This is a genomic window from Vibrio coralliirubri (genome assembly GCF_024347375.1).
In the GTDB taxonomy this organism is placed as follows: Bacteria; Pseudomonadota; Gammaproteobacteria; order Enterobacterales; family Vibrionaceae; genus Vibrio; species Vibrio coralliirubri.
Genome location: NZ_AP025470.1, coordinates 1211383 through 1236975, shown reverse-complemented (window position 1 = coordinate 1236975; position 25593 = coordinate 1211383). Strand labels below are relative to the sequence as shown.

Sequence of the window (25593 nt, the reverse complement as noted above, 5' to 3'; positions counted from 1 at the left end):
TAGCCAACGGGAAGTGAAATGAATCAATTTTCAAAGCTAAAAAGTGTCATTGATACCTTGATTGGCCATTGCTCGCAGGTTGATAAATCTCGAGGGGCTTATCATCAAGCCTTGTTTGATCGAGCCTTATTTAAATGTGGCGCCTCTGTTTTGCTTCCCTATGCACTTGAAACTCAGGCAACGTACCGCACCATTGTACGTGAACAAACCACAAATCAACTGACCGCATCCAGAGCCAACTACCTGACAGAAAAGCTGACCAATCAGATTGCAGCAATCCAAAGAGAGTTAGCCAACCACGATTTACGCTTGGACCGAAAAAGTAAGTCAGGGAAAACCCTAAACGACCTATACAACGAACTCGCTCAGCACCAAGACTGGCAAAAGCGATTGGTCGATTTAGTACGAGTACGAAAGTTAGCGTTTGATTCTGCTCCTCGCCACAGTAAGAAAAAAGTGGAAGAGGCTTGGCAGTTAGCAAAAGAGCGATTAGAACGCTGTGAAGACTCAATGAAAAATATTGAGAGACTGATTAACTTAGAGAACCCTAAGCGAAATGAACACTGATAACACACCATCACCACTGGATAACGCACCAGAAGAAGTTAAGTTAGCTGTCGACCTGATTTATCTGCTCGAAAGCAACGAAATCGATCCAAAAGTCGCGTTAGAAGCAATCAAAATTGTCCAGCAAGATTTACAAGCCAAACTAGCATCTAGCATCTAGCATCTAGCATCTAGCATCTAGCATCTAGCATCTAGCATCTAGCATCTAGCATAAAAATATACAGGATTCACATGTACCAACTTAGCTTTTCTATGCCCGAGTTTCTTGAAAACTACTGGCATAAAAAACCAACCATCTTAAAGGGTGGCTTCCAAAACTTCGTCGACCCAATTTCGCCGGAAGAACTTGCTGGTTTATCGATGGAAGAAGAAGTGGATTCTCGCTTTGTCTCTAACCTCGACAATCATTGGACAGCAGAACACGGTCCATTCTCTGAAGAAAAGTTTGGCGAGTTAACCGAAACTCATTGGCAACTGATCGTTCAAGCAGCGAACCACTGGCACCAAGGCGCAAATCAGCTGACTGAGGCGTTCCAAGCGTTACCAAACTGGTTATTCGACGATCTAATGATCTGCTACTCAGAACCAGAAGGCGGCGTAGGCCCACATATTGATCAATACGATGTCTTCATAATTCAAGGCCAAGGCAAACGTCAATGGAAGGTTGGCGCTAAAGATGTTGGCCAATACAAAGAGACTGTTCAAGCGTCTGCACTTCGTCAAATTGAAGGTTTTGACCCGATCATTGATGAAACTTTAGAGCCGGGCGATATCCTTTATATCCCACCAGGTTTCCCTCATGAAGGGAACACGTTAGCGCCGTCAATGAGCTACTCTATTGGCTACCGCTCTCCTAAAGAACAAGAGCTGATCAGCAACTTTGCCGATTTTGTGCTTGCTCATGATATGGGGGACGTTCACCTGCACGATCCAGAATTCAAAACGCAAGAAGGCTACGGAAAAATTCGCTCATCGGATTTAAGCAATCTCACTGACATGTTGAAATCTGCATTAGAGCAACCTGAAACCATCAGTGAATTCATGGGTTGTCTGCTAAGTCAATCACGCCACCAGCTTGATATCGTTGCTCCAGAGCCACTATGGACTCAAGAAGAGATCGCTCAACACTTAGAGTCTGAAGGTGAGATTCACCGAGTATCAGGCTTAAAAGCGCTCTACCACGAAAATGAAAGCAACACGGCTTACATCAATGGCGAAGTGGTTAAGGTGGATGAAGCGGATTCTTCGTTACTCAACATACTTTGCGATGAGACCATGATTACCTCGGCTACTGCCCTATCTCCTTCGGGCGTAACTGTCGTGACTGAATTGGTCAACAAAGGCTACTGGTTTATCGAAGAGTAAGCAGCGTCAACCGTTGGTTATTGACCAGCTTCTAAAGAAACAATTAAAAAAGGGACAAATAAAATCTTCATTTGTCCCTTTTTCTATTCAAGAATTGGTTAAGGCTTAATGCTTAATGCTTATACCTTGAACAACTATACCTTGAACTGATTGACCAACTTCTGTTGTTGTTGAGACAGTTGGTCAATTTCATTACCCACTTGCTCAGAAGCCGCGGCTTGCTCCAAGATCTTCGCACTCAAATCGCGAATATTAACCACGCTTTGGTTTACTTCACCGGAAACCGATTGTTGCTCTTCGGCTGCTCGAACGATCTGACTGTTCATATCACTGATCGCCTCAATAGAAGTAAAGATCGACCCCAGATCTTCAACTGCTTTTTGAACGTGTAGTGCTGTGTCATTTGCAAGTATATTGCCTTCTTGTATCGCTTCAACGACATCTTGAGTTCCAGCATGAACCTTGTCGATCACCGCTCTGATCTCACCAACCGATGACTGTGTGCGACTTGCGAGGTTTCTTACCTCATCCGCAACAACAGCAAAGCCACGACCTTGTTCGCCAGCACGAGCCGCTTCAATCGCCGCATTCAATGCCAGTAAGTTAGTTTGCTCAGAAATCCCCTCAATAACACTTAAGATCTCGGTAATGTTGCCGTTATTTTTAGCCAACTCTTCAACAATAGGAACAGCACTCGACATACGTTCCACCAGCTTTCTCATTTCACCGGCTGAAAGTTCGATGACTTGTTGCCCTTGTTGAGCAGAACGATTCGCTTCACAAGCAGCATCAACCGCTACTTCTGCATTTTGTACCACCAAGCCTGCAGTTTGAGTCATCTCTTCGGCCGCTGTTGCCACAAGATCGACTTCTTTAAATTGAGATTCACTGCTTTCTCGAGTGCTTGATGCCGATGCTTTAGCCTGGCTTGTCGTACTCGCCACTTGCTCAGTGGTGTGAATGACTTCTTTAATCGTGTGTTGTAGCTTGTCTAAGAATAAGTTGAACCCTTTAGACAACTGACCAATTTCGTCTTGAGATTTCACTTCCAAACGTTGGGTCAAGTCACCTTCACCAGAAGCGATGTCATTAAGTCGCTCAACCACTTGTCGAATAGGCTTCACAATTGAAAGGGAAGCAAATGCGATAATGGCTAAACCGAACAAAATGAATACGGTACCTGCAATTACTTCCGTCTTGATGCCTTCACTTAGCTTAGTACTAATGATGGAATCCAATTTGTTGGCATCAGCGACGACGCTCTCTCTCGGAATCTCAAACAACACACCCCAAGTTTGATTAGCCGCAACAACAGGTGCAAAGGCAAGTAACCACTCACCGTTCTCACTCCATTGCGTTGTCACTTCACCACCAAAGATAAAGTCGGTCATTAAATCACTGTTTGTATTGCCACTTTGGAAGGTTGAACCGACCGCAATGCTTGAATCATCAGAAGCGATGACCGAACCATCTAGACTAACCACATAAGCTTTACCGGCACCGTTAAACAAGCTCTGGTCAGATTGCGTAATCACACTGGTTAAACCATCGAGTCTTAGATCAATACCAAGAAAACCAATAGCAACGTCGTCAACCAAAATAGGGACTGAAATAGAGGACGTAAGTAGTGCTACACCACCGCTGTTAACCACTCGAGGGGTACTAATACACGTTTGCCCTGAAGACAAAGGACAGTAAAAACGTTCGCTATTGCTGTCATCATTCAAGATAGATTCTGAAAGAACGTTCGCTAGAACATTTTCACCGTTATCTGCCACCTTCCAGTAAGGAGCAAAACGACCTTTTTCGTTAGAACCAACATAATCAGCATCGACATAATTCGCATCTTCGCTATCGAGTAAATCAGGCTTGAAAACTAGATACGCACCTTGAATAGAGTCGAAATTTAGAACCGAGCGACGAACCATTTCATCCAAGGCGGTACGAAGCTCTTCACTTGGCGTAAAGTTTTCGTCTGCATTGTTTTTTAGAAACTGAGCACTGGCCGCAAGCATCTCTGCGCGGTAAATAGCTTCGTCTACATAACGTTGAGTTTCTTGAGCATTAAGCTGAGAAACAGACGCCAGCAGCTGCTGAGTTTTATTGATAACTGATTCTGAACTTTGAGATTTGATGACTTGTTGATTACTCGTTGCGTTGTAGATCGAGAAACCAATAAGAGACAGTGACGTAATGATTAAACAACAACCTGCTAAGAGGGTTATTTTCCACTGTACCGATAGAGAGCGCATTTAATATCCTTATTTAAGCCAAAAGACTTCCATAACCATAACTATCACATCGACAACGAATTGCTGTACAAAATGTAAATAAGTTAGACGAATAGCTTAGCGGATAATTACAGCACAAATTGCTTACATATAAAACGAAAGTTTACACAAATGTTAATAGAGCGTGTTTTCTTCCTTTTTCTGTGATTTCAAATGATGTACTCATACAATCATTGGCTATGTCGCTTAGGTTTTAGCGCTTTGGACATAGCCAAAACATCGATATTTAAAGGAAGCCCACTCCACCCTCTCCCTCTTTCAAATGCAGCGATTTCGGATTAGTTTTTATAATCCAAGTTATAGATTTTTATCTTGCTCAACTTCACACTTTTTGATTGCTAAGCCCGCAATCAAGCTCTAATATCTCGCGCCTAGATTCCCTGAACACTTTATTCATTTGGCTCTCCTTTAATGGAGCGCTAAGGCTTTTTACGTCTTAATTTTTGGAGAGATACGCAAATGTCCGCCTCGTTTCCATTAGCGAAACTTACCTTTTTAATCGCTATTCTGACTGCAGTAGGTCAAATGACTCAAACGATGTACGTGCCTTCTATCGGTCATATGGCAGGTGAGTTCTTAGTTTCGGCATCTTCACTGCAAGCGGTGATGGCGTGTTACTTGATCCCTTATGGTCTGTCGCAATTTGTCTACGGTCCACTTTCTGATCGCCTAGGTCGTAAACCGATCATCGTGATTGGTTTGATCATCTACATCATCGGTACTTTGGTAGCATTGTTCGCTCACGAATATGAATGGTTCTTAGCGGGTAGCTTTATCCAAGGTTTGGGCATCGGTTGTGGCGGTGCGATGTCTCGTACATTGACTCGCGACTGTTTTGAAGGCGCAGAACTGCACCGTGCAAACAGCTTAATTAGTATGTGTGTAATTTTCTCACCATTGATGGCTCCTGTATTAGGCGGTTACCTAACAGAAGTTTTCGGTTGGCGTTCTAGCTACTTATTCCTTGCCCTGTTTGGTATTGCTGTTGTGATCACTATGATGACGAGCATGATGGAAACACTGCCGAAAGAACGACGCAAGCATGAATCGGTCGCCAACAGCTACAAATTCGTTCTGTCTGACAAACGTTTCCAAGGTTTCTTATTAGTATTAGTCGCAACCTTTGCTGGTGTAGCCGTATTTGAAGCAGCGGCAGGTGTGTTGCTTGGCGGCGTGCTTGGCTTACCGGCAACGACAGTAAGCTTGTTGTTTGTCTTGCCTATTCCGGGTTACTTAGTCGGTGCTGGCTTATCTAGTTACATCGCACAACGTCGCTCTGAGCGCCGCGCACTGAATGTTGGTCTAGTAGCTATCTTGGTAGGCTCAACAGTGGTATTGATACCGGGTCTGTTTGGTCAAACAACAGCATTAACCTTAATTGGCGGTGCAACCATTTACTTCTTGGGCGCTGGCATATTATTCCCAGCGGCGACAACAGGGGCACTTTCGCCATTCCCGTACCACGCTGGTACTGGAGGTGCGATTTTAGGTGGCATGCAAAACCTGGGTGCTGGCATCGCAACACTATTGGCATCGTTCTTCCCAGCTCAAGACCAATTGCCACTCGGTTGCTTGATGATTGCAATGTCATTCATCGCTATGCTTGGTTTACGTTGGGTTAATCGTAAACCTGACCACTCAAACGAAATGCCATTGGCTATTTAACGTAAAGCTCGAATCCTGCCCAAACAAAGGAAAGGGACATACTGAACAGTGTGTCCCTTTTTGTTGCACATTTATTCCTTCCACTCTCACGTATCAGTAATTTCATTTAACATTGCTTTGATTTTTTGAAAACAATAACAGACACTTATGATGAAAGTGCATATCTAGAATCCAATTATAAATAATATCACTGGAAGATACCCAACCAACAAAGGATGCTGGCATCAAAAAGAGTAAGGTGCACACTAAGGATATATAGATGCGTATCGCTTTAACCACATTAGCCGTATCAATAGCGCTTGTCGCCGGATGCAGCAATCAAGGAATCTCAACCATGAACCACTACTCTCAATCACAACTCGTCGCTCAGCAAACCCAAGCACCCGTTGCTAAGAAAGTCCCTCACGCAATGACGATTCATGGTGACGCCCGAATCGATGATTACTACTGGATGCGCGATGATGCACGCCAAGATCCAGAGATCTTGCAACAACTTGAACAAGAGAATCAGTACGCAGATACAGTGCTGAAACATACAGAAGCGGCACAAAAACAATTATTTGAAGAGATTAAAGGCCGAATAGCCAAAGACGACAATTCTGTACCGGTTCGCAAAGGCAGTTACTACTACTCGAATAAAGTCACAGGCGACAACGAATACCCAGTTCACCTGCGTGAAAAAAACTTTTTAGGCACAGACAAGCAAGTCATCTTAGATGTTAACGAGCTAGCAAAAGAACATGAGTTTTTCAGTATTGGTGGCTTAACGATCAGCCCAGATGAAAACTTGTTAGCCTATGGTGAAGATACGCTGAGCCGACGAATTTACACCATCAAGATCAAAGACCTCACAACAGGTGAATACCTAAAAGATGGAATTGAAGGCGCTTCAAGTGCAATCGCGTGGCAAAACGACAACCAAGCCTTCTACTACATCAAAAAAGATCCACAAACATTGCTGGGTTATCAAGTTTACCGCCACGTATTAGGCACAGATCAAGCAAGCGATCAGTTAATCTACGAAGAGACCGATAGTGCTTACTACACCTCTTTGAGTAAAAGCAAAGATGGTGAACAGGTCTACATTTGGCACTCGAGCACAGAAACCAGCGGTGTCTCAGTCATCGATGCCAACAACCCAAAGGCTACAGCTGAGGCTTTCTACCCAAAAGAGACCGGTATAGAGTACAGCATCGCTAAGCTAGGTGATTGGTATTACATCTACACCAACTACCAAGCGGTCAACTTCCGTTTAATGAAAGTCACCGCCGAAGAGATGCATGACCGCTCAAAATGGGTCGATGTCATCCCAGCGGACGATAATACTCAGCTTGTTGATTTCGAGTTGTTTGATGACCATCTTGTTTACGAGCAACGCGCAGATGGCTTGTCTACAGTGAAAGTTCGCCAACTCTCAACAGGCCACGAGTTCCCACTTGAATTTAACGACACCGCATTTGCCGCTTACCTAACGAGTAACTATGAATTAGATAACTCAAAAGTTCGTATCTATTACAGCAGCTTAACCACGCCAGGTACTTATTATGATTTCGACCTAAGTACAGGTGAATCCGAGCTCATGAAGCAAACACCCGTATTAGGTGATTTCGAAGCAGATAACTACCAATCAGAGCGAATCATGGTTACGGCTCGCGATGGTAAGCAAGTTCCTGTCTCTTTGGTTTATCGCAAAGATTTATTCAAGAAAGACGGCACTAATCCAATCTACCAATACGGCTACGGGTCTTACGGCTCTACGATTGAACCTACCTTCAGCTCAATTCGCCTAAGCCTACTGGATAGAGGTTTTGTTTATGTAATCGCACATGTCCGCGGTTCAGAAATGCTTGGTCGCCCTTGGTATGAAGATGGCAAGAAACTGACCAAACAAAACACGTTCAACGACTTTATTGATGTAACCAAAGAGCTTGTTGAAGAAGGCTATGGCGCTAAGGATAAAGTGTTCGCCGTTGGTGGCTCTGCTGGCGGTCTATTGATGGGAGCAATCATCAACCAAGCACCAGAACTGTACCGTGGTATTGGTGCACATGTTCCGTTTGTAGACATTGTGACAACCATGCTCGATGAATCGATTCCTCTAACCACCAACGAGTATGACGAATGGGGCAACCCAAACGATAAAACCTACTACGATTACATGCTGGGGTACTCACCGTACGACAACATTAAGGTTCAAAACTACCCGAACATGTTGGTAACGACGGGCCTGCATGACTCACAGGTGCAATACTTTGAGCCAATGAAATGGGTCGCAAAGTTACGGGAGATGAAAACAGACAACAACGTGTTGCTATTCAAAACCGATATGGAAGCTGGTCACGGTGGCGCTTCTGGTCGATTTAAACGACTAAAAGAAGACGCACTCGAATACGCATTCTTTTTGGATTTACTAAAGACTCAATAGATTCTGCGTAACTGTAAGTATTCACATCATTTAATGTCGCCATTTTGTCTCTACAAAGTGGCGACAGAAATTATCAAGCATGGTTAAATACGATGAACCATGAAATCCACCAAATCAAAAACCTTTAAAGACAAGCAGTACAAAGGTTTACGAGAGGTATAAAAACAAATGAAAGTAATTAGCTTCAACATCAACGGCCTTAGAGCCCGCCTTCACCAACTGCAAGCTATTATCGACAAACACCAACCCGACGTGATTGGTCTGCAAGAGATAAAAGTGCACGATGAAGCCTTCCCAATTGCTGATGTTGAAGCAATGGGCTACAAGGTTTACTTCCACGGTCAAAAAGCCCACTACGGTGTGGCAATGTTGTGCAAGCAAGAGCCTATCTCTGTGCAGAAGGGTTTCCCAACAGATAATGAAGATCATCAAAAACGCATGATCATGGCGACGTTTGAAGATGAAAATGGTGAAAAGGTTACGGTGCTGAATGGCTACTTCCCGCAAGGGGATAACATCAAGCATGAAACAAAATACCCATACAAACGCCAGTTCTACAAAGACTTAATGACTTACCTAAACGACTATCACAACAAAGATGAGCAAGTGATTGTGATGGGCGACATTAATATCAGCCCTATCGACGCAGACATCGGCATTGGTGAACCTAATGCGAAACGTTGGTTAAAAACAGGTAAGTGTTCTTTCCAACCAGAAGAGCGCGAATGGTTGAAAGCATTGATGGACTGGGGCTTTGTAGACAGCTTCCGCTTGCTGCACCCTGAAGTGAATGATCAATACTCGTGGTTTGATTACCGCTCAAAAGGTTTCGTGGACAACCGCGGCCTGCGTATTGATGTAGTCCTTGCGACTCAAAAGCTTGCTGATAAGTGTACTGAAGCTGGCATCGATTACGAGCTACGCGGCATTGAAAAACCGTCAGACCACGCTCCAATTTGGTCGACGTTTAAATAGAAAACAGGGAGCTCATGCTCCCTATTTATTTTTAGATTAGTTGATTGGCCAAGGGGTTGTCCCATCAACACTAATAGGTGCTGTGGCAAACTCATCGACACAATAACCTTGGTTTGAGCTCGCGAAGTACGTTAGTGGCATTGGTGGCAAATTCAGTGTCACGACTTGTTGTTTGGCTTTGTCCGTAAAACTAAAGCCCCACATATCTAGATAATTCCGCATATCGCGCTCGTTGACATAACTCAGCGCAACCAACAGCCAATCGTCGTTCGTGATCTGATTTGCATCATCTCTTGTATAGCTGTCAAAGCCAATGGTTTGCCTATGTGCGGCCCACAAGTCATCACTCGACTTCAAACGATTAAACTCACGTTCAATCAAGTGTAATCGTCCTAACATATGCCAGCCATAATCTAATACGCCTTGCTCTTGAGCTAACATCATCATTTGAATGTAGATGCGTGCTCCCCAACTCCAACCCGTTTGATTCTGAGCTGCCATAAAAGCATTTGGGTCAGGTTGAGATCGGCTCTGCTGCAAAACTTCATACTGCCCTTTAAAATCTAAGCCTTGGCAAGACGATGCTTTTCCTGTGTCTTTATAATATTTTGATTTACTAAAATACGAATAGTAGTTCGTTGTAGAGTGCCCATCCCAACCGCTAAACCTAAATCGACCACGCTCTAAGCCATGCCCTAACTCGTGAAGATCACCATGCCCTAATGGATGAAACGACCAGTAGGCATCATACGGGTTTCCTGAACAACCATAGCCACAGTTAGCTTGGTCTGCGTTCATATGCTTTACAATATCAATGGTCGCAATTTCCCAGCCCTTGTCTTCCCCGTATTGGTGTATTTCAGCAATTTCATCAATACCCGGCCCTTTAAAGCCTGCAAGTGCATGAGGAAAGTTATGTACATAACGCTCTGTGGCGAGAGCCATATCATGAGGCTGAACCCAGTCAGCAGCACTGATAGACTCTTTCATTTTGTCTAGTTTAGAGTGGACTTCAAATCCAGGTGTTACCAGTTCTGCCCAGTCAAACTTTCCTTCTTCAAGCTGTGCCACAAAACTATCGTTGTCCGCTTCACTTCGCCAAACCGGGTGTTGAGCAACATTTTCAAAACGCAACTCCACATCAATATCATTGGTATCAAAATGAACCTGTAATGTTCCACCATAGGCTGAAGTGAGATAAATCGTATCTCCTGGTTTCACTGGATAGGTTACCGAGGTTAAAAATTTCGGCCGAGCGTAACCGTCATTGCCTGAAAACTCGTGTGTCGCTCCACTACGTAGCGTATTAAATGCTATCGATGTCGCTACTGCATTGCTGTCCAAACGAGTCACTTTGATCGTCTTACCAGGCAAAGCATACACGCCTGCCGAACGGAAGTTTCTCTTAGATTCTAGGGTTATATTTTGGCTAACTAGAGAGACATCCTCAAAGGTCTTGGTGCTAAAATTACCCAAGCTTGGTTGTGCCGCATTATACAAACGGCTGTTGTATGCGACGTAATCACTATAGTAAGAACGAAGAAACTCGATTCTCTCAGTTACGCCTTTACCCGTAGGGTACTGGACATCTTGGCGATAATGATCCGCGAGTAACAGTAACAGCTTTTCATATTCATAATCATCGGTTGCAAACAGATCAATTTTTTTACTATCAAGAGTCGTTAAATGTGAACGAATACTATTCGCCGCAGTATAGAACTCTTCATTCATGTTGGAATCGTCAGGGCAAGATTTATCCTCACACGAATTCAGATCGACGGTAAAACTGTTGTCTTTCAATCTCTGTAAAAGCGCTTGCTGTTGGACAATATTATCCGGTATTTGATCAATCAGTTGTGTAGAATCCCAGTTCAACAAACCTAGCTTGCGCCAATAGTTATCGCCAACATACGTCATATGCATTTCTGCAAATAGTGCGTTACCTAAGTCCGTCATACCACCATCAAGATGTAGGTATAACACTGGAATATTTTTACTGAACGCCAAGCGTAACCCTAAAATCACATCTTCAATCTCATCGCCATCATTTAACTTTTGAGACAAAACTAGCAAGTCAGGGTTATTGGCTTCAAGACATTGGCTTAATTTACTGCCATCACAAGTATTGTCAGCGTTGATAACCATAGAAGCGTTAACATTGTCGGTTAACCAGTTTCGTGTCGCTTGGTCATCAGGAAAGTAATGAGACTGATCAAGCTGAGCTAACACGACATTCTGGGGCGCATCAGTACCCGAAACCCAAGTCACCAAATTCTTCAGCCAAGTGTTCATCTCTTCATTAACAGAATCAGGGAAACGTTGCTTCGTTCTAAAAGGGTTACTCGCTAATGCTGCATAGCGACTGTTGTCTGATGTATAACCAGCAATACCTATCACTAACTCTTGATCATCATATCCATCAATCATCGCTTTATTAGTTTTTAAGATGACATCATTAAAGCCATAGGTAGGTAAGATAATTGCTGTGTCATGGGTTGGATCCCAATGAAGATTGCGTAACGGCTCCCCATCTGAGTTTTGAGATATAGCTTGTTTAATCAGATTGTAATCCGAGTTGTATCGAGCCACTAAAGCTTGGCTAGCTTCAATAAATTCATTAGAGTCAGTTACATACGAGGCATCGCCCGTGGACAATGCCTTTTGTACTGCTGTTTGTGGAGTAGGAGTAATATCAGGGTCACCGCTTCCGTCACCTCCGCCCCCTTCCCCACCAGAACCACCAGAACCACCAGAACCACCAGAACCACCAGAACCAGTTTGGGCACTTTCACCGCCGCTACCACCTCCGCATCCTAAAAGTGATAGGGCGATAACACAAAGAACCAAATTGGATAGTAAGTTACTCTTTTTCATCATTATTCCATACAACAAAATTTCGCCGAGTCTATCTATAGTTAAATCTAAAGCAATTATTCTAATGAATGTGTAAGCACAATTTGAAGCAAGTTAACTGTTTTGAAAAATCGATAGCTCTCCAAGGTGAACCTATCCAAAGCCATCACTGAGTTTTCTTGTGATACAAAAAACGGCGCTCAATGAGCGCCGTTTTGTTAACTATATGGATACCATGCAATTAGCTAAGGGGTCTTAGGTAAGCAAGGAAACGTTTCTCTGCGAATTTGAAAATCGCGATGATGATGAACGTTAACGCCATGTAGAACAGACCTGCTGTTAAGAAAGACTCGAATGGAGCGTAGTAACGTGAGTTAACCAGACGCGCTGCCCCTGTCAGATCCATAATGGTTACGATACCCGCAACGGCTGAACCGTGAAGCATAAAGATGACTTCATTACTGTAAGCCGGCAGTGCGCGACGTAAAGCGCTTGGCAAAATGATACGACGGTAAGTCTTCGGTGTACTCATGCCGTAAGCTTTTGCTGCTTCAACTTCACCTTTCGGTAAGCCGTTAATCGCACCACGAATGATTTCTGCAGTATAAGCTGACGTGTTAAGAATGAATGCCACCAAAGCACAGAACCAAGCGTTTTCCCATAGTGTGTCTTTTACTGGGAAGAACTGATCCATACCGTAGTAAATCAGGTACAGCTGAACCAGTAATGGCGTACCACGGAAGAAATAGATGAATGACCAAGCCGGAGCATTAATCAGCATATTTGGGCTATTACGAGCGATCGCTAATGGTATGGCTACGAATAAGCCAATAATCAAAGCGACACAAACCATCCAAGCCGTTGTCCACAAACCACCAAGGTAAATCGGCAGGCTTTCAATTATCAATGAAAAGTCCATAACTACCTCGCGTGGATACTGAATTTACGTTCAACCAGCTTAAGTAAGCCCGTCGAAACACTGGTGAAGAATAAGAAGATAATCGCCACTGTCATATAGAAGGTAAATGGCATTTTGGTTGAACCCGCTGCCAGTGCGCTAACACGCACCATATCTTCTAGGCCAATAATGGAAACCAGCGCGGTAGTTTTAAGTAAAACCAACCAGTTGTTACCAAAACCCGGCAGTGCGTGACGAATCATTTGCGGTAATAGAATACGACGGAACGCTAGAACAGGCCCCATGCCATAGGCCTTTGCTGCTTCCATTTCACCGCTATCAACCGCCATGATCGCACCACGGAAGGTTTCAGCCATGTAGGCGCCAAAGATGAATCCAATGGTTAAGACACCAGCAACAAATGGACTGACATCAATATAATCAGGTAAGTAAGCGGTCCATTCGTGGTTAGGATCACTTGATGTGAACCACTCATTGAGCCACTCATTGATGGAATACAAACTGTTGTTTAAAAGGATTTGTCCACCAAAGAAAATCAGCATCATCAAGACGAGATCAGGAATGCCTCGAATAACGGTTGTGTAGAGGGTTGCGATAGCACGAGCCCAGCGATAAGGCGCTAGTTTTGCTAAGGCACCTAGCATACCAAGAACCATAGCTAAAATTAGCGACAGCAAGGCAACTTCGATTGTGAGCACCGCCCCTTTCAGGATCGACGCTTCATATCCTTGTAAATCAAACATAATGAATTCCAACAGAACTGCGAAAAAGTTGGTAAGACAGGGAGAGGAGAACCTCTCCCTTAAGAAGTGATGCTAGAGATTACTCACCGTATACGTCGTAGTTGAAGTATTTAGCAGCGATCTCTTGGTAGATGCCTTTTTCACGTAGTGAAAGGATTGCAGCATCTAATTGCTTAGTCAGATCTTTGTCTTGCTTACGTAGAGCAATACCAAAACCTTCACCGAACCACTTAGGATCTGTTAGTGATGGACCAACAAACTCGTAGTCTTCGCCACCAGCTTTGTTTAGTACGCCTTCTTCTAGAGCAGATGCATCACCCAGTACGGCAGCAACACGACCGTTAGCTAGATCAAGGTAAGCTTCATCGAATGAACCGTAACGAACGATTTCTACAGTGTCGCCGTAGTTGTCTGTTAGGTACTTATCGTGCGTTGTTGCACGTTGAACGGCAATCTTTTTACCACTTAGATCATCAAAGTTAAGGTCTGCACCTTTCTTAGCGATGAAATTGTTTGGGATAAGAGCGTATTTACCAGTGAAGTCGATCTTTTTCTTACGCTCTTCCGTGATAGACATTGCCGCGATGATCGCATCATATTTACGAGCAAGTAGAGAAGGAATAATACCATCCCAATCTTGTGCAACGATCTTACACTGCACCTGCATTTCAGTACAAAGCGCGTTAGCCATATCGACATCGAAGCCTTTCAGTGAACCGTCAGCTTCTGTCCAGCTAAATGGAGGGTAAGCACCTTCAATACCGAAACGTACTGTTTTCCATTCTTTTGCTTGAGCTACGCCCGTTGCAGCAGTTGCAGCAAGTGCCGCGACTAATAACCACTTTTTCATATCCCTACTCCTGTGATTTAGGTTTTTATGTTTTGCTAGTTTTAATATTGTGTTTGTTGTTACTTATTAACTTACTTGTTGTGTTTTATTGTTCACACCGTCGCTGTTTACCTTGGCAACGGCATTTCAATTCTGATTAGTAAATCGATGAGATAAATTGTTGTAAACGCTCAGATTCAGGTTCCGTAAACAGTTTAGCTGGATCGCCCTGCTCTTCCACTAGACCTTGATGCAAGAACATCACATGGTTAGATACGTCACGAGCAAAAGCCATTTCGTGAGTTACCACAAGCATGGTTCTTCCCTCTTCTGCTAGATCGCGCATTACACCAAGCACTTCGCCTACTAACTCAGGGTCTAATGCCGATGTAGGTTCATCAAACAGCATAACTTCAGGATCAACCGCTAGCGCTCGCGCAATCGCAGCACGCTGTTGTTGGCCGCCAGACAAATGGCCCGGGTAGTAATCTTTACGCTCATACAGTCCTACTTTCTTCAGTAGTAACTCTGCATTTTCAATCGCTTGTGCTTTAGGTACGCCCAAGACGTGAACAGGCGCTTCGATAACATTTTCGAGAACGGTCAGGTGAGACCACAGATTGAAACCCTGAAAAACCATCGCCAGACGAGAACGGATTCGCTGTACTTGTTTTTCATTGGCAGGAACAGAAACACCTTGGCGGTTGTTTTTCATTTGAATTAATTCGCCATTAACCCAAATCTCGCCTGCGGTAGGTGTCTCTAAAAGGTTGATACATCTAAGGAAAGTACTTTTACCCGACCCTGAAGATCCGATAATCGATACTACATCGCCTTTATGCGCAGAAAGTGAAATTCCCTTTAAAACTTCATTTTGACCAAACGTTTTGTGTAGATCCTTTATGTCCAGCGCTGGTACATCTTTCATGCGCTTTCTCTCCCAAGTTTGTGAAAATGCAAGGTACTCCGACCTTTTCATGCGATACAAACTAGCACCACACGGAATAACATGCAACAAATTATTAACCTAATAATTTGGAATAAATAGCGATTCACTCTGACTTATTATGCAAAAGGTAGCGTTTTCGCCTCAATTTAATGAATGGGTTCTATCAATAAGCTGTAATTACACCCCTTACATTGTTTAAATAAAGTTAATCAAAATGAGATTCTCGTAGCTGGATGTCTCACAAGAAAAACACGTTTTGTGAACTTATAAACATTACTGTCGACAAAATATAGCGCACGCATTCAGCACACCAACCTCACCATAAGGCACAATTATTTTAAGGTTATTACATTGTAAGTATTTTACTCAGAGCGTGGGACAAGCGAGTAATAGTGAGATAACTCAGTAAACATAAAGCATTCAGCCAATGCCATAGCGGTAAAGGCTCGGAGAAGATAAGAAAACGACAGTTTGTGAAAACTAATTACACGATTCATCAATGGGAAGTTAATGAATCGCTGCGTTTTGTAGCTTTCTTTCACATACACTCATAAAGTGATCAAGATCAATCACCCTAAAGGGTAAGCTTGTTAGACTCCCCAGCAAAGAATAAGGCATTAAAAATGCCAAACATTTCTTTTAACTTAGCTGCATAAAGCACATCAAAATCGTGCAACATAATGTTAATGAGTTATAACTAAGAAATAACGCAATTACGCGAACTTATAGAATTCAATTTTAGAATTACTAACATAAAATATGAGGAATCTATGTCAGACGTTGTGAACAATGCGAACTCTGAAGTAGAAGAGAAAAGCTATAAAGAGCTACACCGCCCTGCTTCTGAATTTGAGAGCCGCTCAGATTATCTAGATCACGAGCTGCAAATCATGAAGCCTCGCCGCTTCGGTCTTAACCTTCCAGGTCGTGACTTCCGCTTTGAACTTGAAGACCTTGTTCCTGCACTTGCTGGTACCATTGGTATCATCGCGATGTACTCTGCAGTAATGATGTCTTGGGCTGATGGCCTAACTCAAGCTTGGGATCACGTAAACCTTGGTAAAGAGTTTGCGATTGAAGTCGCTCGTGTAGAAATGCTTATCCCTGCACTGCTGTTCTGTATCCTTGCTTCTGGTTTCTTTAACCCTAAAGCAAACCTTGCCGGTAACCACGGCCCAATGATTCCTCTTATTGGTACCATCGCCCTAGCTGGTGCTCACCCTCTTGCATTGGCAATCCTTATCGGTGTCTTCGGTCTAATCCTAAGTTTCCTAAAAGGCGGCTCCAAGCTGGTTAACCTTACTTCTGAAGGTACCGCTGGTGGCTTGCTTATCTTCTTAGGCCTAACGGGTACCATGAGCCAAATCAACTCGATTCAAGAATGGGCGGTTGGTCTTCAATCTTCTACTGTTGAAGCGGGCAGCATGGGTTACGTTGGTTTAATCGTTCTTGCTATTACTATTGCTATCTACGCTTTCCTAGCAAAAGTGAACAAGCGTTGGTTAGCTATCCCAGTGTGTGCATTCACAGGCCTTGCTATTGCATTAATATTAGGTGCTGGCTTCGATATCGTATTCGAAACTGAAATGGGTATTCCAAACCTAAACCCAGTTTACTGGTGGGGTTCTACTTCTGAAGGTTGGATGCTTGGCTTGCCAAACGTTGAACACTTCATTGCATCTCTACCATTTGCAATCCTTGCTGTAGCAATGTGGTCACCTGACTTCCTAGGTCACCGTATCTTCCAAGAACTTAACTACCCTAAACGTTCTGAAAAAGTACTAATGGACGTAGATGACACAATGACTATGTGTTCTGTTCGTCAGATGGTGGGTACTGCAGTTGGTGGTGGTAACATCACATCTTCTTGGGGTACGTACATGATCCCAGCAGCAATCGCGAAACGTCCAATTCCTGGTGGCGCAATCTTGCTTGGTTCTCTATGTATTATTGTTGCAATTCTTGGTTTCCCAATGGACGTAGCAGTATGGCCACCAGTGATGCGTGTTGCGCTACTTGTAGGTGTATCTCTACCTCTACTTGAAGCGGGTATGCAAATGGTTAAGGATTCTAAAGATTCTCAAGCGGCTGGTATCTGTATCTTCGGTTCAGCGGTTGTTAACCCAGTATTAGCATGGGCACTGACTATGCTTCTAGATAATAACGGTCTAATTGGTGATAAAGAGCGTGCGAAGCGTCTATCATTTGTAGATAAGATTGTTATCCCAGTTGGCGTTTTAGTTATCTGTCTAGTAGCAATGCTTGCAGTTGGTATGCTAGAAAGTCAATATGGCCTAAAAGCTTGGCTATAATGGTCCTTACTACACAAAAGTAGTATTAGGATTAAAAAAAAGTTTGGGTGGCAACCCCTGTCACTCAAATTTTTTCAACTTTTTTTGGCATTTATTGATTTAGTTTAAGGTTTGCAGGAATTTTTTAGCGTAGTCTTGAATTCATAGAGTAAAGACAACATATAAAAAGTAGTGACAATATATATAACCATATGACGCTTATATGCTCATATATATTGTTATTAATAAGAGTGTACTACCCTTACGAGGGGCGCTGGCTCAACAGTGTTAATGTACGTATTTTTTCTACTAAAAAGGTAGGTATGTCATGGCAGAGCAATTTGCTAAAGCTTGGGAAGATTTTGCTGCAGGTGAGTGGCAAAGCGAAGTAAACGTTCGTGATTTCATTCAAAAGAACTACACGCCGTATGAAGGCGACGAGTCTTTCCTAGTTTCTGAGGGTACTGAAGCAACTAACAAGCTTTGGTCTTCGGTAATGGAAGGTATCAAACAGGAAAACGCAACTAAAGCACCTGTAGATTTCGATACTTCTGTTATCTCTACCATTACTGCTCACGATGCAGGTTACATTGAGAAAGATCTTGAGACTATCGTTGGTCTACAAACTGAGAAGCCACTAAAACGTGCAATCATCCCTAACGGTGGTGTACGTATGGTTGAAGGTTCTTGTAAAGCATACGGTGAAACTCTTGACCCAATGGTTTCAAAAATCTACTCAGAATACCGCAAAACACACAATGCTGGCGTTTTCGATATCTACACTCCTGATATCCTAAAATGTCGTAAGTCTGGTGTTCTGACTGGTCTTCCTGATGCTTACGGCCGTGGTCGTATCATTGGTGACTACCGTCGTGTTGCACTTTACGGTATTGATTTCCTAATGAAAGATAAAGCTGCTCAATTCGCTTCTCTACAAGAGCGTTTCGAGAACGGCGAAGATCTTGCTGCAACAATGCAATTGCGTGAAGAGATCTCTGAGCAACATCGTGCTCTAGGTCAAATCAAGCAAATGGCTGAGAAATACGGTTTCGATATCTCTGAGCCAGCTCAAACTGCTCAAGAAGCTATTCAGTGGACTTACTTCGGCTACCTAGCTGCTGTTAAATCTCAAAACGGTGCTGCAATGTCTCTAGGTCGTACTTCGACTTTCCTAGACATCTACATCGAGCGCGATATCGCTGCTGGCAAAATCACAGAAGACCAAGCACAAGAAATGATCGACCACTTCGTAATGAAGCTGCGTATGGTTCGTTTCCTACGTACTCCTGAGTACGATGAGCTATTCTCTGGCGACCCAATCTGGGCAACAGAGTCTATGGGTGGTATGGGTATCGACGGTCGTACGCTAGTAACGCGTTCGAACTTCCGTTTCCTAAACTCTCTATACACTATGGGTCCTTCTCCAGAGCCAAACATCACTGTTCTTTGGTCTGAGCAACTACCTGACGGCTTCAAACGTTTCTGTGCGAAGGTATCTATCGATACTTCTTCTATCCAGTACGAAAATGATGACCTAATGCGTCCTGACCTTGAGTCTGATGATTACGCTATCGCTTGTTGTGTATCTCCAATGATCGTTGGTAAGCAAATGCAGTTCTTCGGTGCTCGTGCTAACCTTGCGAAAACAATGCTTTACGCAATCAACGGCGGTGTGGACGAAAAACTTAAGATGCAAGTTGGTCCTAAAGAAGCTCCAATGACTGACGCTGTTCTTGATTACGATAAAGTAATGGACCGTCTAGATCACTTCATGGACTGGCTAGCTAAGCAATACGTGACTGCGCTAAACAGCATTCACTACATGCACGACAAGTACAGCTACGAAGCGTCTCTAATGGCTCTTCATGACCGTGACGTTCGTCGTACAATGGCTTGTGGTATTGCTGGTCTATCTGTTGCAGCTGACTCACTGTCTGCAATCAAGTTCGCGACTGTTAAACCAATCCGTGACGAAGATGGCATCGCAACTGACTTCGAAATCGAAGGCGATTACCCTAAATACGGTAACAACGACTCTCGTGTAGATGATATTGCTTGTGAACTAGTTTCTACGTTCATGAACAAGATCCGTAAGCTTAAGACTTACCGTAACTCTATCCCTACACAGTCAGTTCTTACTATCACGTCTAACGTGGTTTACGGTAAGAAAACAGGTAACACTCCAGACGGTCGTCGTGCTGGCGCTCCTTTCGCTCCTGGTGCAAACCCAATGCACGGTCGTGATGAGAAAGGCGCTGTAGCTTCACTAACGTCTGTAGGTAAACTACCGTTTGCTGACGCACAAGATGGTATCTCTTACACGTTCTCTATCGTGCCAAACGCACTAGGTAAAGAACAAGACAGCCAACGTGCTAACCTTGCAGGCCTAATGGATGGTTACTTCCACCACGAAGCTGGCATTGAAGGTGGTCAACACCTTAACGTTAACGTTCTTAACCGCGAAACTCTTGAAGACGCAGTTAAGCACCCTGAGAAATACCCTCAGCTAACAATCCGTGTATCTGGTTACGCTGTTCGCTTTAACTCTCTAACTGCAGAGCAACAAGCTGACGTAATCGCACGTACATTTACTGAGTCTCTATAAGCTCACGCTCAATAGACAGTAAATAATATTAGCCTCGCCAATGTGCGGGGCTTTTTTATATCTGAAATAAATCGCACTGCTCTCACCTATCCCGCGAAATGTTAGGTTGAGCAAAAAAGCACCCTGTCATTCACTTTTTTTCCACAAATTCTGTCAAATTACGGTAATATCGCGGTTCATAATTTAAGAGTAACTGCTCCATGAAATACCTGCGTTGTTTACCCCTGATTCTTCTCTCTTTCTCATCTTTAGCCTCTGAGCGTTCTACGTTAACTTTTGCTTTAGATAATGATGGTATTTTTGGTGTCGACCAAGACTATACCAACGGCTTATTTCTGGGTTACACATCATCAAGTATTACGCCATATAACTGGGTAAAACCACTGAGCCTTTCTTACTGGGGCGCAAGCTCTCTAGACAAGTGGGAAATCACCATTGGCCACAAGATGTACACCCCTTCTGACATTGAGTTAGAAACACCGTCGGCTAATGATCGTCCATACGCAGGTTACCTACACACTGAATTCAATTACATCAGCTTAAACCCACAGCAAGCCCAACGTTTTAATATCACGTTTGGTACCACGGGCGAGCGCGCGCTGTCAGAAGACGCTCAAAAGCTGGTTCACTCAATCACTAAGTCGGATGAGCCGATGGGTTGGGAATACCAAGTTGATGATGAGTGGGCGGGAAGCGTTGGTTACCTAAGCCATTTCAACTTAATGCGTAATCAAGCTCTTGCGAATACTGACTACGAAATCTCTAACGTTTCAGAAATCAACGTCGGTAACTTTAGAAGTGATATCTCGACTGGTTTTATGTTCCGCTGGGGTACGGACTTAGGCGGTAACTTTGGTGCAGCTAACATCACCACAGAAAACCCATTCAAACCGGGCATGATCGGCGCATCAAACGCTGGTTGGTTTACCTATGCAGGCCTTGAAGGTCGTTACCGATTCAACGATCTGACTATCGAAGGCGATCGTTCTGAAATCGAAGATAATTGGCCGAATCCAGAACAATACGATGTCACTTTAGAGAACATTCAGGCGACTGCTGTGCTTGGTGTGGCTTGGTATAACCAATACGTTGGTGCCTCTTTCGCGCTAACAGCAAAAACACCGGATTACGAAGAAGCGAAAGAGTCAGTGTACACCACTGGCGGTATCACAATGTTTGCATTCTTCTAGCCACCAGTAAGGGCTGTCGTCCTTTACTTTTCAAGTTTAATAAAGGCAATTATCTTCACAGGTGGTTGCCTTTATTTTTAAAGGTCTCGTTACCATTTGACCCTATTTTATGTACCGTTTTTGTAATAAAATAAACGGTATAAATTCCTCTACGAGAATAGCTCATGTCTACAACTGGTCGCATTCACTCATTCGAATCTTGTGGTACTGTCGATGGCCCTGGTATCCGCTTTATTGTGTTTCTTCAAGGCTGCTTAATGCGTTGTATGTACTGTCATAACCGTGATACATGGGATCTTCATGACGGAAAGGAAGTAACGGTCGAAGAGATCATCAACGAAGCAAAATCATACCGTCATTTCATGAAAGCATCGGGCGGTGGTATCACCTGTTCTGGTGGTGAAGCGATGCTACAACCTGAGTTTGTTCGTGACTTTTTCCGCGCAGCTCAAGCTGAAGGCATCCACACTTGTCTTGATACTAATGGCTACATTCGTAAGCACACTGAAGTGGTTGATGAAGTCCTAGAAGCCTCTGATCTAGTAATGCTCGATCTTAAGCACATGCGAGATGAGATTCACCATGATTTCATTGGTGTATCAAACAGACGCACTCTGGATTTTGCGCGCTACTTGCACAAAATTGGTAAGAAAACTTGGATTCGTTACGTGATTGTCCCTGGCTACACAGATACACCTGAAGATGCTCATCTGCTAGGTGAATTCATCAAAGACATGGACAACATCGAGAAAGTAGAACTTCTTCCATACCATAAGCTTGGTGCACATAAGTGGGAAGCACTTGGTTTTGACTACCCTCTTGAAGGTACAAATCCGCCAAGCAAAGAGAAAATGGACGAGATTGTTGCTGTTCTTAGCCAGTACCATTCAAACGTAAAATACTAATCTAGACCTACGTTCATAGTGTTTTCAAACGCCTCAATTTCGATTGGGGCGTTTTCTTTTATGGTTATACCAATCCTTTCACTTTTCTTTACAACTTTTGTTTATCAATTCAAAAAATCATATTAAATCCGTGTTGAGATCATGTTTCCACTCGTAGGAATGCTGTTACTCTTACTGCAACAAAAGAATACAACATTTAGTTTTTTAGTGAGGCTCCTCCCATGGAAATGACCAATGCTCAGCGTCTAATTCTATCAAATCAATACTACCTAATGTCTCAAATGGATCCTGAGAACTCCGCTAAATACCAACGTCTACAAACGATTGTAGAACGTGGTTACGAACTCCAAATGCGTGAGCTTAATAAAGAGTTTGGTTGTTTGACTGAAGCAGAATGTCGCGAAATTATCGACATCATGGAGATGTACCATGCAATGCAAGAGTCGAACAAAATGCTTGCAGAACAAGAACGTGCTGAAGTAGATCAACGTCGCCTGCAGTTCTTAGGTTTTGATATCGCTTCTGAAGCGCAGATCGTACATTACGTGCGTTTCCTTGTTGATTCTGAAGGTCTTTACCCTCAATTCGACAAAGCCGATCACCACTTCAATAGCCAAATGCCAATGCTAGAGAAGTATCGTCGCATGCTAACAACATGGCGCAACTGTCCTCGTCAGTACCACCTATGTGCGACAGAGCTATCTCAAATCTTTAGCGCTTAATACGTTAATAGATCAGCGATAACTTTTAAAAAGTTTCAAGAAAAAGGGTTACTCATCATGAGTAACCCTTTTTTAATGTTCGCACACAAAGAGCAAAATCAAAGCAACTAGAAAGCGTAAGCAGTACCGACATTTGACGTCACATGTATGTAGATAGTGAATATTCACAAACAGAAAACGGGACTTATGAAGCGATGTGGATAAAAAGTGTACTTCAGATACAGAAACGCGAATGAATCATAAAGATAAGATATTAAATATTGAACCATTTCCAATTGATTTCTCTGATATCGACAATTAACCAACGAACAAAAACCTAGTATTTACAAACAATTAGTTCATTCATCTTTGTTAATCCCACTTCGAAACCTTTAATACAAATTAAAAACCATCGCTCGATTTTGAACGGTGTTTTTTATTTTAAATAAGATAGCTAGAATTCCCCCCGAAATTTATTAACCAGAGCGATAAACAAAATGAGAAAATTCATCCTTGCATCACTAGCTATCATGTCTACTTCAGCTTTCGCAGCTAACGAAATGTACGTACTTGGCGGCGTTGGCATTAACGAAGACGACACAGGCGCACAATTCACTGTTGGTTCACAAATTCTTGATACAAACTTTTATCTAGAATCAACGATGAATTACATCGATTCAGATATCAGCGATGTTACTTCAGACGCAAACGGCGACCTAACTAAGCACAAGGGCGATTACCAACACTTCAAAATGTCTCTAGCGCCAATGTATAAATATAGTTTCGATGAATCTTTTGCTATCTACGGTAAAATTGGTGTTGCTTACTCAAACTTTAATTCTAAATCAACGATTACTGATAAAGATGGTTCAGTGAATAACAAGCATTCAGATAGCAAGTGGGGGGCAACTTACGGCATCGGTGCTGAATTTAAGTCTGCGCAACCAATGTTTGGTAACTCAAAGTTTATGGCGCGTGTCGGTTTTGATTGGTACGACTTCAGCTCAGGTGGTCTAAACCTAGACAGTGATACCACTCTAGCTCTACAAGCTGGTTTCACTTTCTAACGTATGAAGCAGGAAGGTTTTACATCAATTGAGCTGATGAGTGCTAAATCTAGCCATACAATGCGTTTCTTTGCTCCGATTCTTGTTGTCATCGGCCTGTACTTCGCATAAATAAAAAGGGTTACTCATCATAAGTAACCCTTTTTTAATGTTCGTACACAAAGAGAAAAAACAAAGCAACTAGAAAACGTAAGCCACACCGACGTTGGCGGCCATGTTGATGCCACTTTCAAGTATTGGGCTATTCTCAATATCGCCTTCAAGGTTGGTATAACGAACGCCACCTGTCACTCGAACGTTCGGCGTAACATGCAGATAGCCACCTAAACCAATAAAGTACTGACCATCCCAGTCTGCGTCGAATTCATCTAAGTTAGTTCTTGCCGCTTCAGCTGAACTCACACCATATAAATGATTGTTCAAACGCTCGCTGTTGTAGGCGTAACCAATAGATGGGGTAATCGCCCAGCCATTACGACGAATAGGTAGACGCCATGCTGCTTCCGCATAAATACCGTTGTGCTTAAAGCCTAAATCCGAACCCGCAGTCGCTTCAAACATACCAACCAGAGTGATCACTTGATAACTGATACCGCCCAATATCGAGGCATCACGTTCATCCAACTTTTGAATATCGACGTTATCGGAATCACCCGGCTTTAATGTTCTTGAATCATAAACCGCTCGAAATACGATGTTTTGCGGTGAGCCTGCTGGTAATAAGCGATAACCAGCGCTGAAACCACGCATAAAGAAGTGCTCACCTTCATAACCAATCATAGGGATCACGGCACGGTTTGATGGTGTATCTTTATAAACAGCAGGAGAATAAGAGGCGGCAACACCCAATGACCACTGCGAGATTCTTGCATGTGCTGTTGTTGAAGCCATTAACGCAGCACTGATAGCCACTATTTTTAACCCATTAGTCTTCACTACATCTACCTATTTATTGAGCAATTTTTGATAACGTCGCGCATTATATGGTACTTCATTCTAAAAGATCAATAGAGCCCAGTTATACATCTAATACACATAAATCCATTGTGAGTATTATTAAGCGACCTAAAATCTCAAAACAAACGGCCAGATCCCCTCGAATGTAAAATAATTTGATTCTACGCGCCTCAAGTTGCCTATTGCGCTCGCCACGTTTTTCACACGCAAAATTGTAAATAAATACATAATTGTTAAGCAAAATTGTGGAAGCGGGTCTAACCTTAAAATGTAGGGAGAGCCTATTTTTCAATCGC

19 protein-coding genes are annotated in these 25593 nt (G+C 43.2%); 12 read left to right on the top strand and 7 right to left on the bottom strand.

The window, feature by feature from the left end; translation table 11 throughout:
- Nucleotides 1-18 precede the first annotated feature (18 nt).
- The 3 genes from OCV20_RS05835 to OCV20_RS05825 all read left to right on the top strand — a co-directional run bounded on the left by OCV20_RS05835 (nt 19) and on the right by OCV20_RS05825 (nt 1932).
- Nucleotides 19-567 (top strand): primosomal replication protein, encoded by a 549-nt coding sequence (locus OCV20_RS05835; protein ID WP_086775532.1) that lies wholly within the window; start codon nt 19-21, stop codon nt 565-567.
- Complete coding sequence (gene rsmS / locus OCV20_RS05830) at nt 557-727, top strand: pleiotropic regulatory protein RsmS (protein ID WP_017055021.1); 171 nt, start codon at nt 557-559, stop codon at nt 725-727. The genes OCV20_RS05835 and rsmS overlap by 11 nt, the downstream gene beginning before the upstream one ends.
- A 71-nt stretch (nt 728-798) precedes the next feature.
- Nucleotides 799-1932: a ribosomal protein uL16 3-hydroxylase gene (locus OCV20_RS05825; protein WP_086775533.1), complete on the top strand. Its 1134-nt coding sequence runs from the start codon at nt 799-801 to the stop codon at nt 1930-1932.
- Nucleotides 1933-2066: 134 nt separating this feature from the next.
- Here the strand turns inward: OCV20_RS05825 and OCV20_RS05820 are convergent, their stop codons facing one another.
- On the bottom strand, nt 2067-4184 hold the full coding sequence (locus OCV20_RS05820) for a methyl-accepting chemotaxis protein (RefSeq protein ID WP_050643783.1): 2118 nt from the start codon (nt 4182-4184) through the stop codon (nt 2067-2069).
- Between the two features lie 498 nt (nt 4185-4682).
- Between OCV20_RS05820 and emrD the strand changes: the two genes are divergently transcribed.
- From emrD to xthA, 3 genes are all read left to right on the top strand, one after another.
- On the top strand, nt 4683-5888 hold the full coding sequence (gene emrD / locus OCV20_RS05815) for a multidrug efflux MFS transporter EmrD (protein ID WP_017065927.1): 1206 nt from the start codon (nt 4683-4685) through the stop codon (nt 5886-5888).
- 334 nt (nt 5889-6222) lie between these two features.
- Nucleotides 6223-8313, top strand: coding sequence for a S9 family peptidase (locus tag OCV20_RS05810; RefSeq protein ID WP_162290822.1), 2091 nt, complete (start codon nt 6223-6225; stop codon nt 8311-8313).
- Between the two features lie 168 nt (nt 8314-8481).
- Complete coding sequence (gene xthA, locus OCV20_RS05805; RefSeq protein ID WP_086775535.1) at nt 8482-9288, top strand: exodeoxyribonuclease III; 807 nt, start codon at nt 8482-8484, stop codon at nt 9286-9288.
- A 36-nt stretch (nt 9289-9324) separates the two neighbouring features.
- Here xthA and OCV20_RS05800 read toward each other — a convergent pair whose 3' ends face one another.
- The 5 genes from OCV20_RS05800 to OCV20_RS05780 all read right to left on the bottom strand — a co-directional run bounded on the left by OCV20_RS05800 (nt 9325) and on the right by OCV20_RS05780 (nt 15560).
- Nucleotides 9325-12162: an ImpA family metalloprotease gene (locus OCV20_RS05800; protein ID WP_086775536.1), complete on the bottom strand. Its 2838-nt coding sequence runs from the start codon at nt 12160-12162 to the stop codon at nt 9325-9327.
- Between the two features lie 220 nt (nt 12163-12382).
- Nucleotides 12383-13060: an ABC transporter permease gene (locus tag OCV20_RS05795; RefSeq protein WP_017062123.1), complete on the bottom strand. Its 678-nt coding sequence runs from the start codon at nt 13058-13060 to the stop codon at nt 12383-12385.
- 2 nt (nt 13061-13062) lie between these two features.
- Nucleotides 13063-13803: an ABC transporter permease gene (locus OCV20_RS05790; RefSeq protein WP_017066929.1), complete on the bottom strand. Its 741-nt coding sequence runs from the start codon at nt 13801-13803 to the stop codon at nt 13063-13065.
- Nucleotides 13804-13882: 79 nt separating this feature from the next.
- A complete protein-coding gene (locus OCV20_RS05785; RefSeq protein ID WP_017066930.1) occupies nt 13883-14653 on the bottom strand; it encodes an ABC transporter substrate-binding protein in 771 nt (256 codons plus the stop codon).
- A gap of 136 nt (nt 14654-14789) precedes the next feature.
- Nucleotides 14790-15560, bottom strand: coding sequence for an ABC transporter ATP-binding protein (locus OCV20_RS05780; RefSeq protein WP_004736532.1), 771 nt, complete (start codon nt 15558-15560; stop codon nt 14790-14792).
- A 791-nt stretch (nt 15561-16351) separates the two neighbouring features.
- Between OCV20_RS05780 and OCV20_RS05775 the strand changes: the two genes are divergently transcribed.
- The 6 genes from OCV20_RS05775 to OCV20_RS05750 all read left to right on the top strand — a co-directional run bounded on the left by OCV20_RS05775 (nt 16352) and on the right by OCV20_RS05750 (nt 24340).
- The gene (locus OCV20_RS05775) at nt 16352-17893 is read left to right on the top strand and encodes a DUF3360 family protein (RefSeq protein ID WP_086775537.1); all 1542 of its coding nucleotides are present in this window, start codon (nt 16352-16354) and stop codon (nt 17891-17893) included.
- 307 nt (nt 17894-18200) lie between these two features.
- Nucleotides 18201-20477 (top strand): formate C-acetyltransferase, encoded by a 2277-nt coding sequence (gene pflB, locus OCV20_RS05770; protein WP_048607440.1) that lies wholly within the window; start codon nt 18201-18203, stop codon nt 20475-20477.
- A gap of 200 nt (nt 20478-20677) precedes the next feature.
- The gene (locus tag OCV20_RS05765; RefSeq protein WP_086775538.1) at nt 20678-21667 is read left to right on the top strand and encodes a lipid A deacylase LpxR family protein; all 990 of its coding nucleotides are present in this window, start codon (nt 20678-20680) and stop codon (nt 21665-21667) included.
- Between the two features lie 164 nt (nt 21668-21831).
- Nucleotides 21832-22572, top strand: coding sequence for a pyruvate formate lyase 1-activating protein (gene pflA / locus OCV20_RS05760; RefSeq protein WP_010437353.1), 741 nt, complete (start codon nt 21832-21834; stop codon nt 22570-22572).
- A 221-nt stretch (nt 22573-22793) separates the two neighbouring features.
- The gene (locus OCV20_RS05755) at nt 22794-23294 is read left to right on the top strand and encodes a YfbU family protein (RefSeq protein WP_017066932.1); all 501 of its coding nucleotides are present in this window, start codon (nt 22794-22796) and stop codon (nt 23292-23294) included.
- Nucleotides 23295-23770: 476 nt separating this feature from the next.
- Nucleotides 23771-24340 carry an outer membrane beta-barrel protein gene (locus tag OCV20_RS05750; protein ID WP_086775539.1) on the top strand — a complete coding sequence of 190 codons (570 nt, stop codon included), beginning with the start codon at nt 23771-23773 and terminating at the stop codon, nt 24338-24340.
- A 180-nt stretch (nt 24341-24520) separates the two neighbouring features.
- Here the strand turns inward: OCV20_RS05750 and OCV20_RS05745 are convergent, their stop codons facing one another.
- Nucleotides 24521-25276, bottom strand: a complete 756-nt coding sequence (locus OCV20_RS05745; RefSeq protein ID WP_086775540.1) for a MipA/OmpV family protein — start codon at nt 25274-25276, stop codon at nt 24521-24523.
- Nucleotides 25277-25593 lie beyond the last annotated feature (317 nt).

Excerpts from the sequence above, each read along its gene's own strand:
- OCV20_RS05835 (WP_086775532.1), top strand. The coding sequence starts at position 19 with ATGAATCAATTTTCAAAGCTAAAAAGTGTCATTGATACCTTGATTGGC.
- rsmS (WP_017055021.1), top strand. The coding sequence starts at position 557 with ATGAACACTGATAACACACCATCACCACTGGATAACGCACCAGAAGAA.
- OCV20_RS05825 (WP_086775533.1), top strand. The coding sequence starts at position 799 with ATGTACCAACTTAGCTTTTCTATGCCCGAGTTTCTTGAAAACTACTGG.
- OCV20_RS05820 (WP_050643783.1), bottom strand. The coding sequence starts at position 4,184 with ATGCGCTCTCTATCGGTACAGTGGAAAATAACCCTCTTAGCAGGTTGT.
- emrD (WP_017065927.1), top strand. The coding sequence starts at position 4,683 with ATGTCCGCCTCGTTTCCATTAGCGAAACTTACCTTTTTAATCGCTATT.
- OCV20_RS05810 (WP_162290822.1), top strand. The coding sequence starts at position 6,223 with ATGAACCACTACTCTCAATCACAACTCGTCGCTCAGCAAACCCAAGCA.
- xthA (WP_086775535.1), top strand. The coding sequence starts at position 8,482 with ATGAAAGTAATTAGCTTCAACATCAACGGCCTTAGAGCCCGCCTTCAC.
- OCV20_RS05800 (WP_086775536.1), bottom strand. The coding sequence starts at position 12,162 with ATGAAAAAGAGTAACTTACTATCCAATTTGGTTCTTTGTGTTATCGCC.
- OCV20_RS05795 (WP_017062123.1), bottom strand. The coding sequence starts at position 13,060 with ATGGACTTTTCATTGATAATTGAAAGCCTGCCGATTTACCTTGGTGGT.
- OCV20_RS05790 (WP_017066929.1), bottom strand. The coding sequence starts at position 13,803 with ATGTTTGATTTACAAGGATATGAAGCGTCGATCCTGAAAGGGGCGGTG.
- OCV20_RS05785 (WP_017066930.1), bottom strand. The coding sequence starts at position 14,653 with ATGAAAAAGTGGTTATTAGTCGCGGCACTTGCTGCAACTGCTGCAACG.
- OCV20_RS05780 (WP_004736532.1), bottom strand. The coding sequence starts at position 15,560 with ATGAAAGATGTACCAGCGCTGGACATAAAGGATCTACACAAAACGTTT.
- OCV20_RS05775 (WP_086775537.1), top strand. The coding sequence starts at position 16,352 with ATGTCAGACGTTGTGAACAATGCGAACTCTGAAGTAGAAGAGAAAAGC.
- pflB (WP_048607440.1), top strand. The coding sequence starts at position 18,201 with ATGGCAGAGCAATTTGCTAAAGCTTGGGAAGATTTTGCTGCAGGTGAG.
- OCV20_RS05765 (WP_086775538.1), top strand. The coding sequence starts at position 20,678 with ATGAAATACCTGCGTTGTTTACCCCTGATTCTTCTCTCTTTCTCATCT.
- pflA (WP_010437353.1), top strand. The coding sequence starts at position 21,832 with ATGTCTACAACTGGTCGCATTCACTCATTCGAATCTTGTGGTACTGTC.
- OCV20_RS05755 (WP_017066932.1), top strand. The coding sequence starts at position 22,794 with ATGGAAATGACCAATGCTCAGCGTCTAATTCTATCAAATCAATACTAC.
- OCV20_RS05750 (WP_086775539.1), top strand. The coding sequence starts at position 23,771 with ATGAGAAAATTCATCCTTGCATCACTAGCTATCATGTCTACTTCAGCT.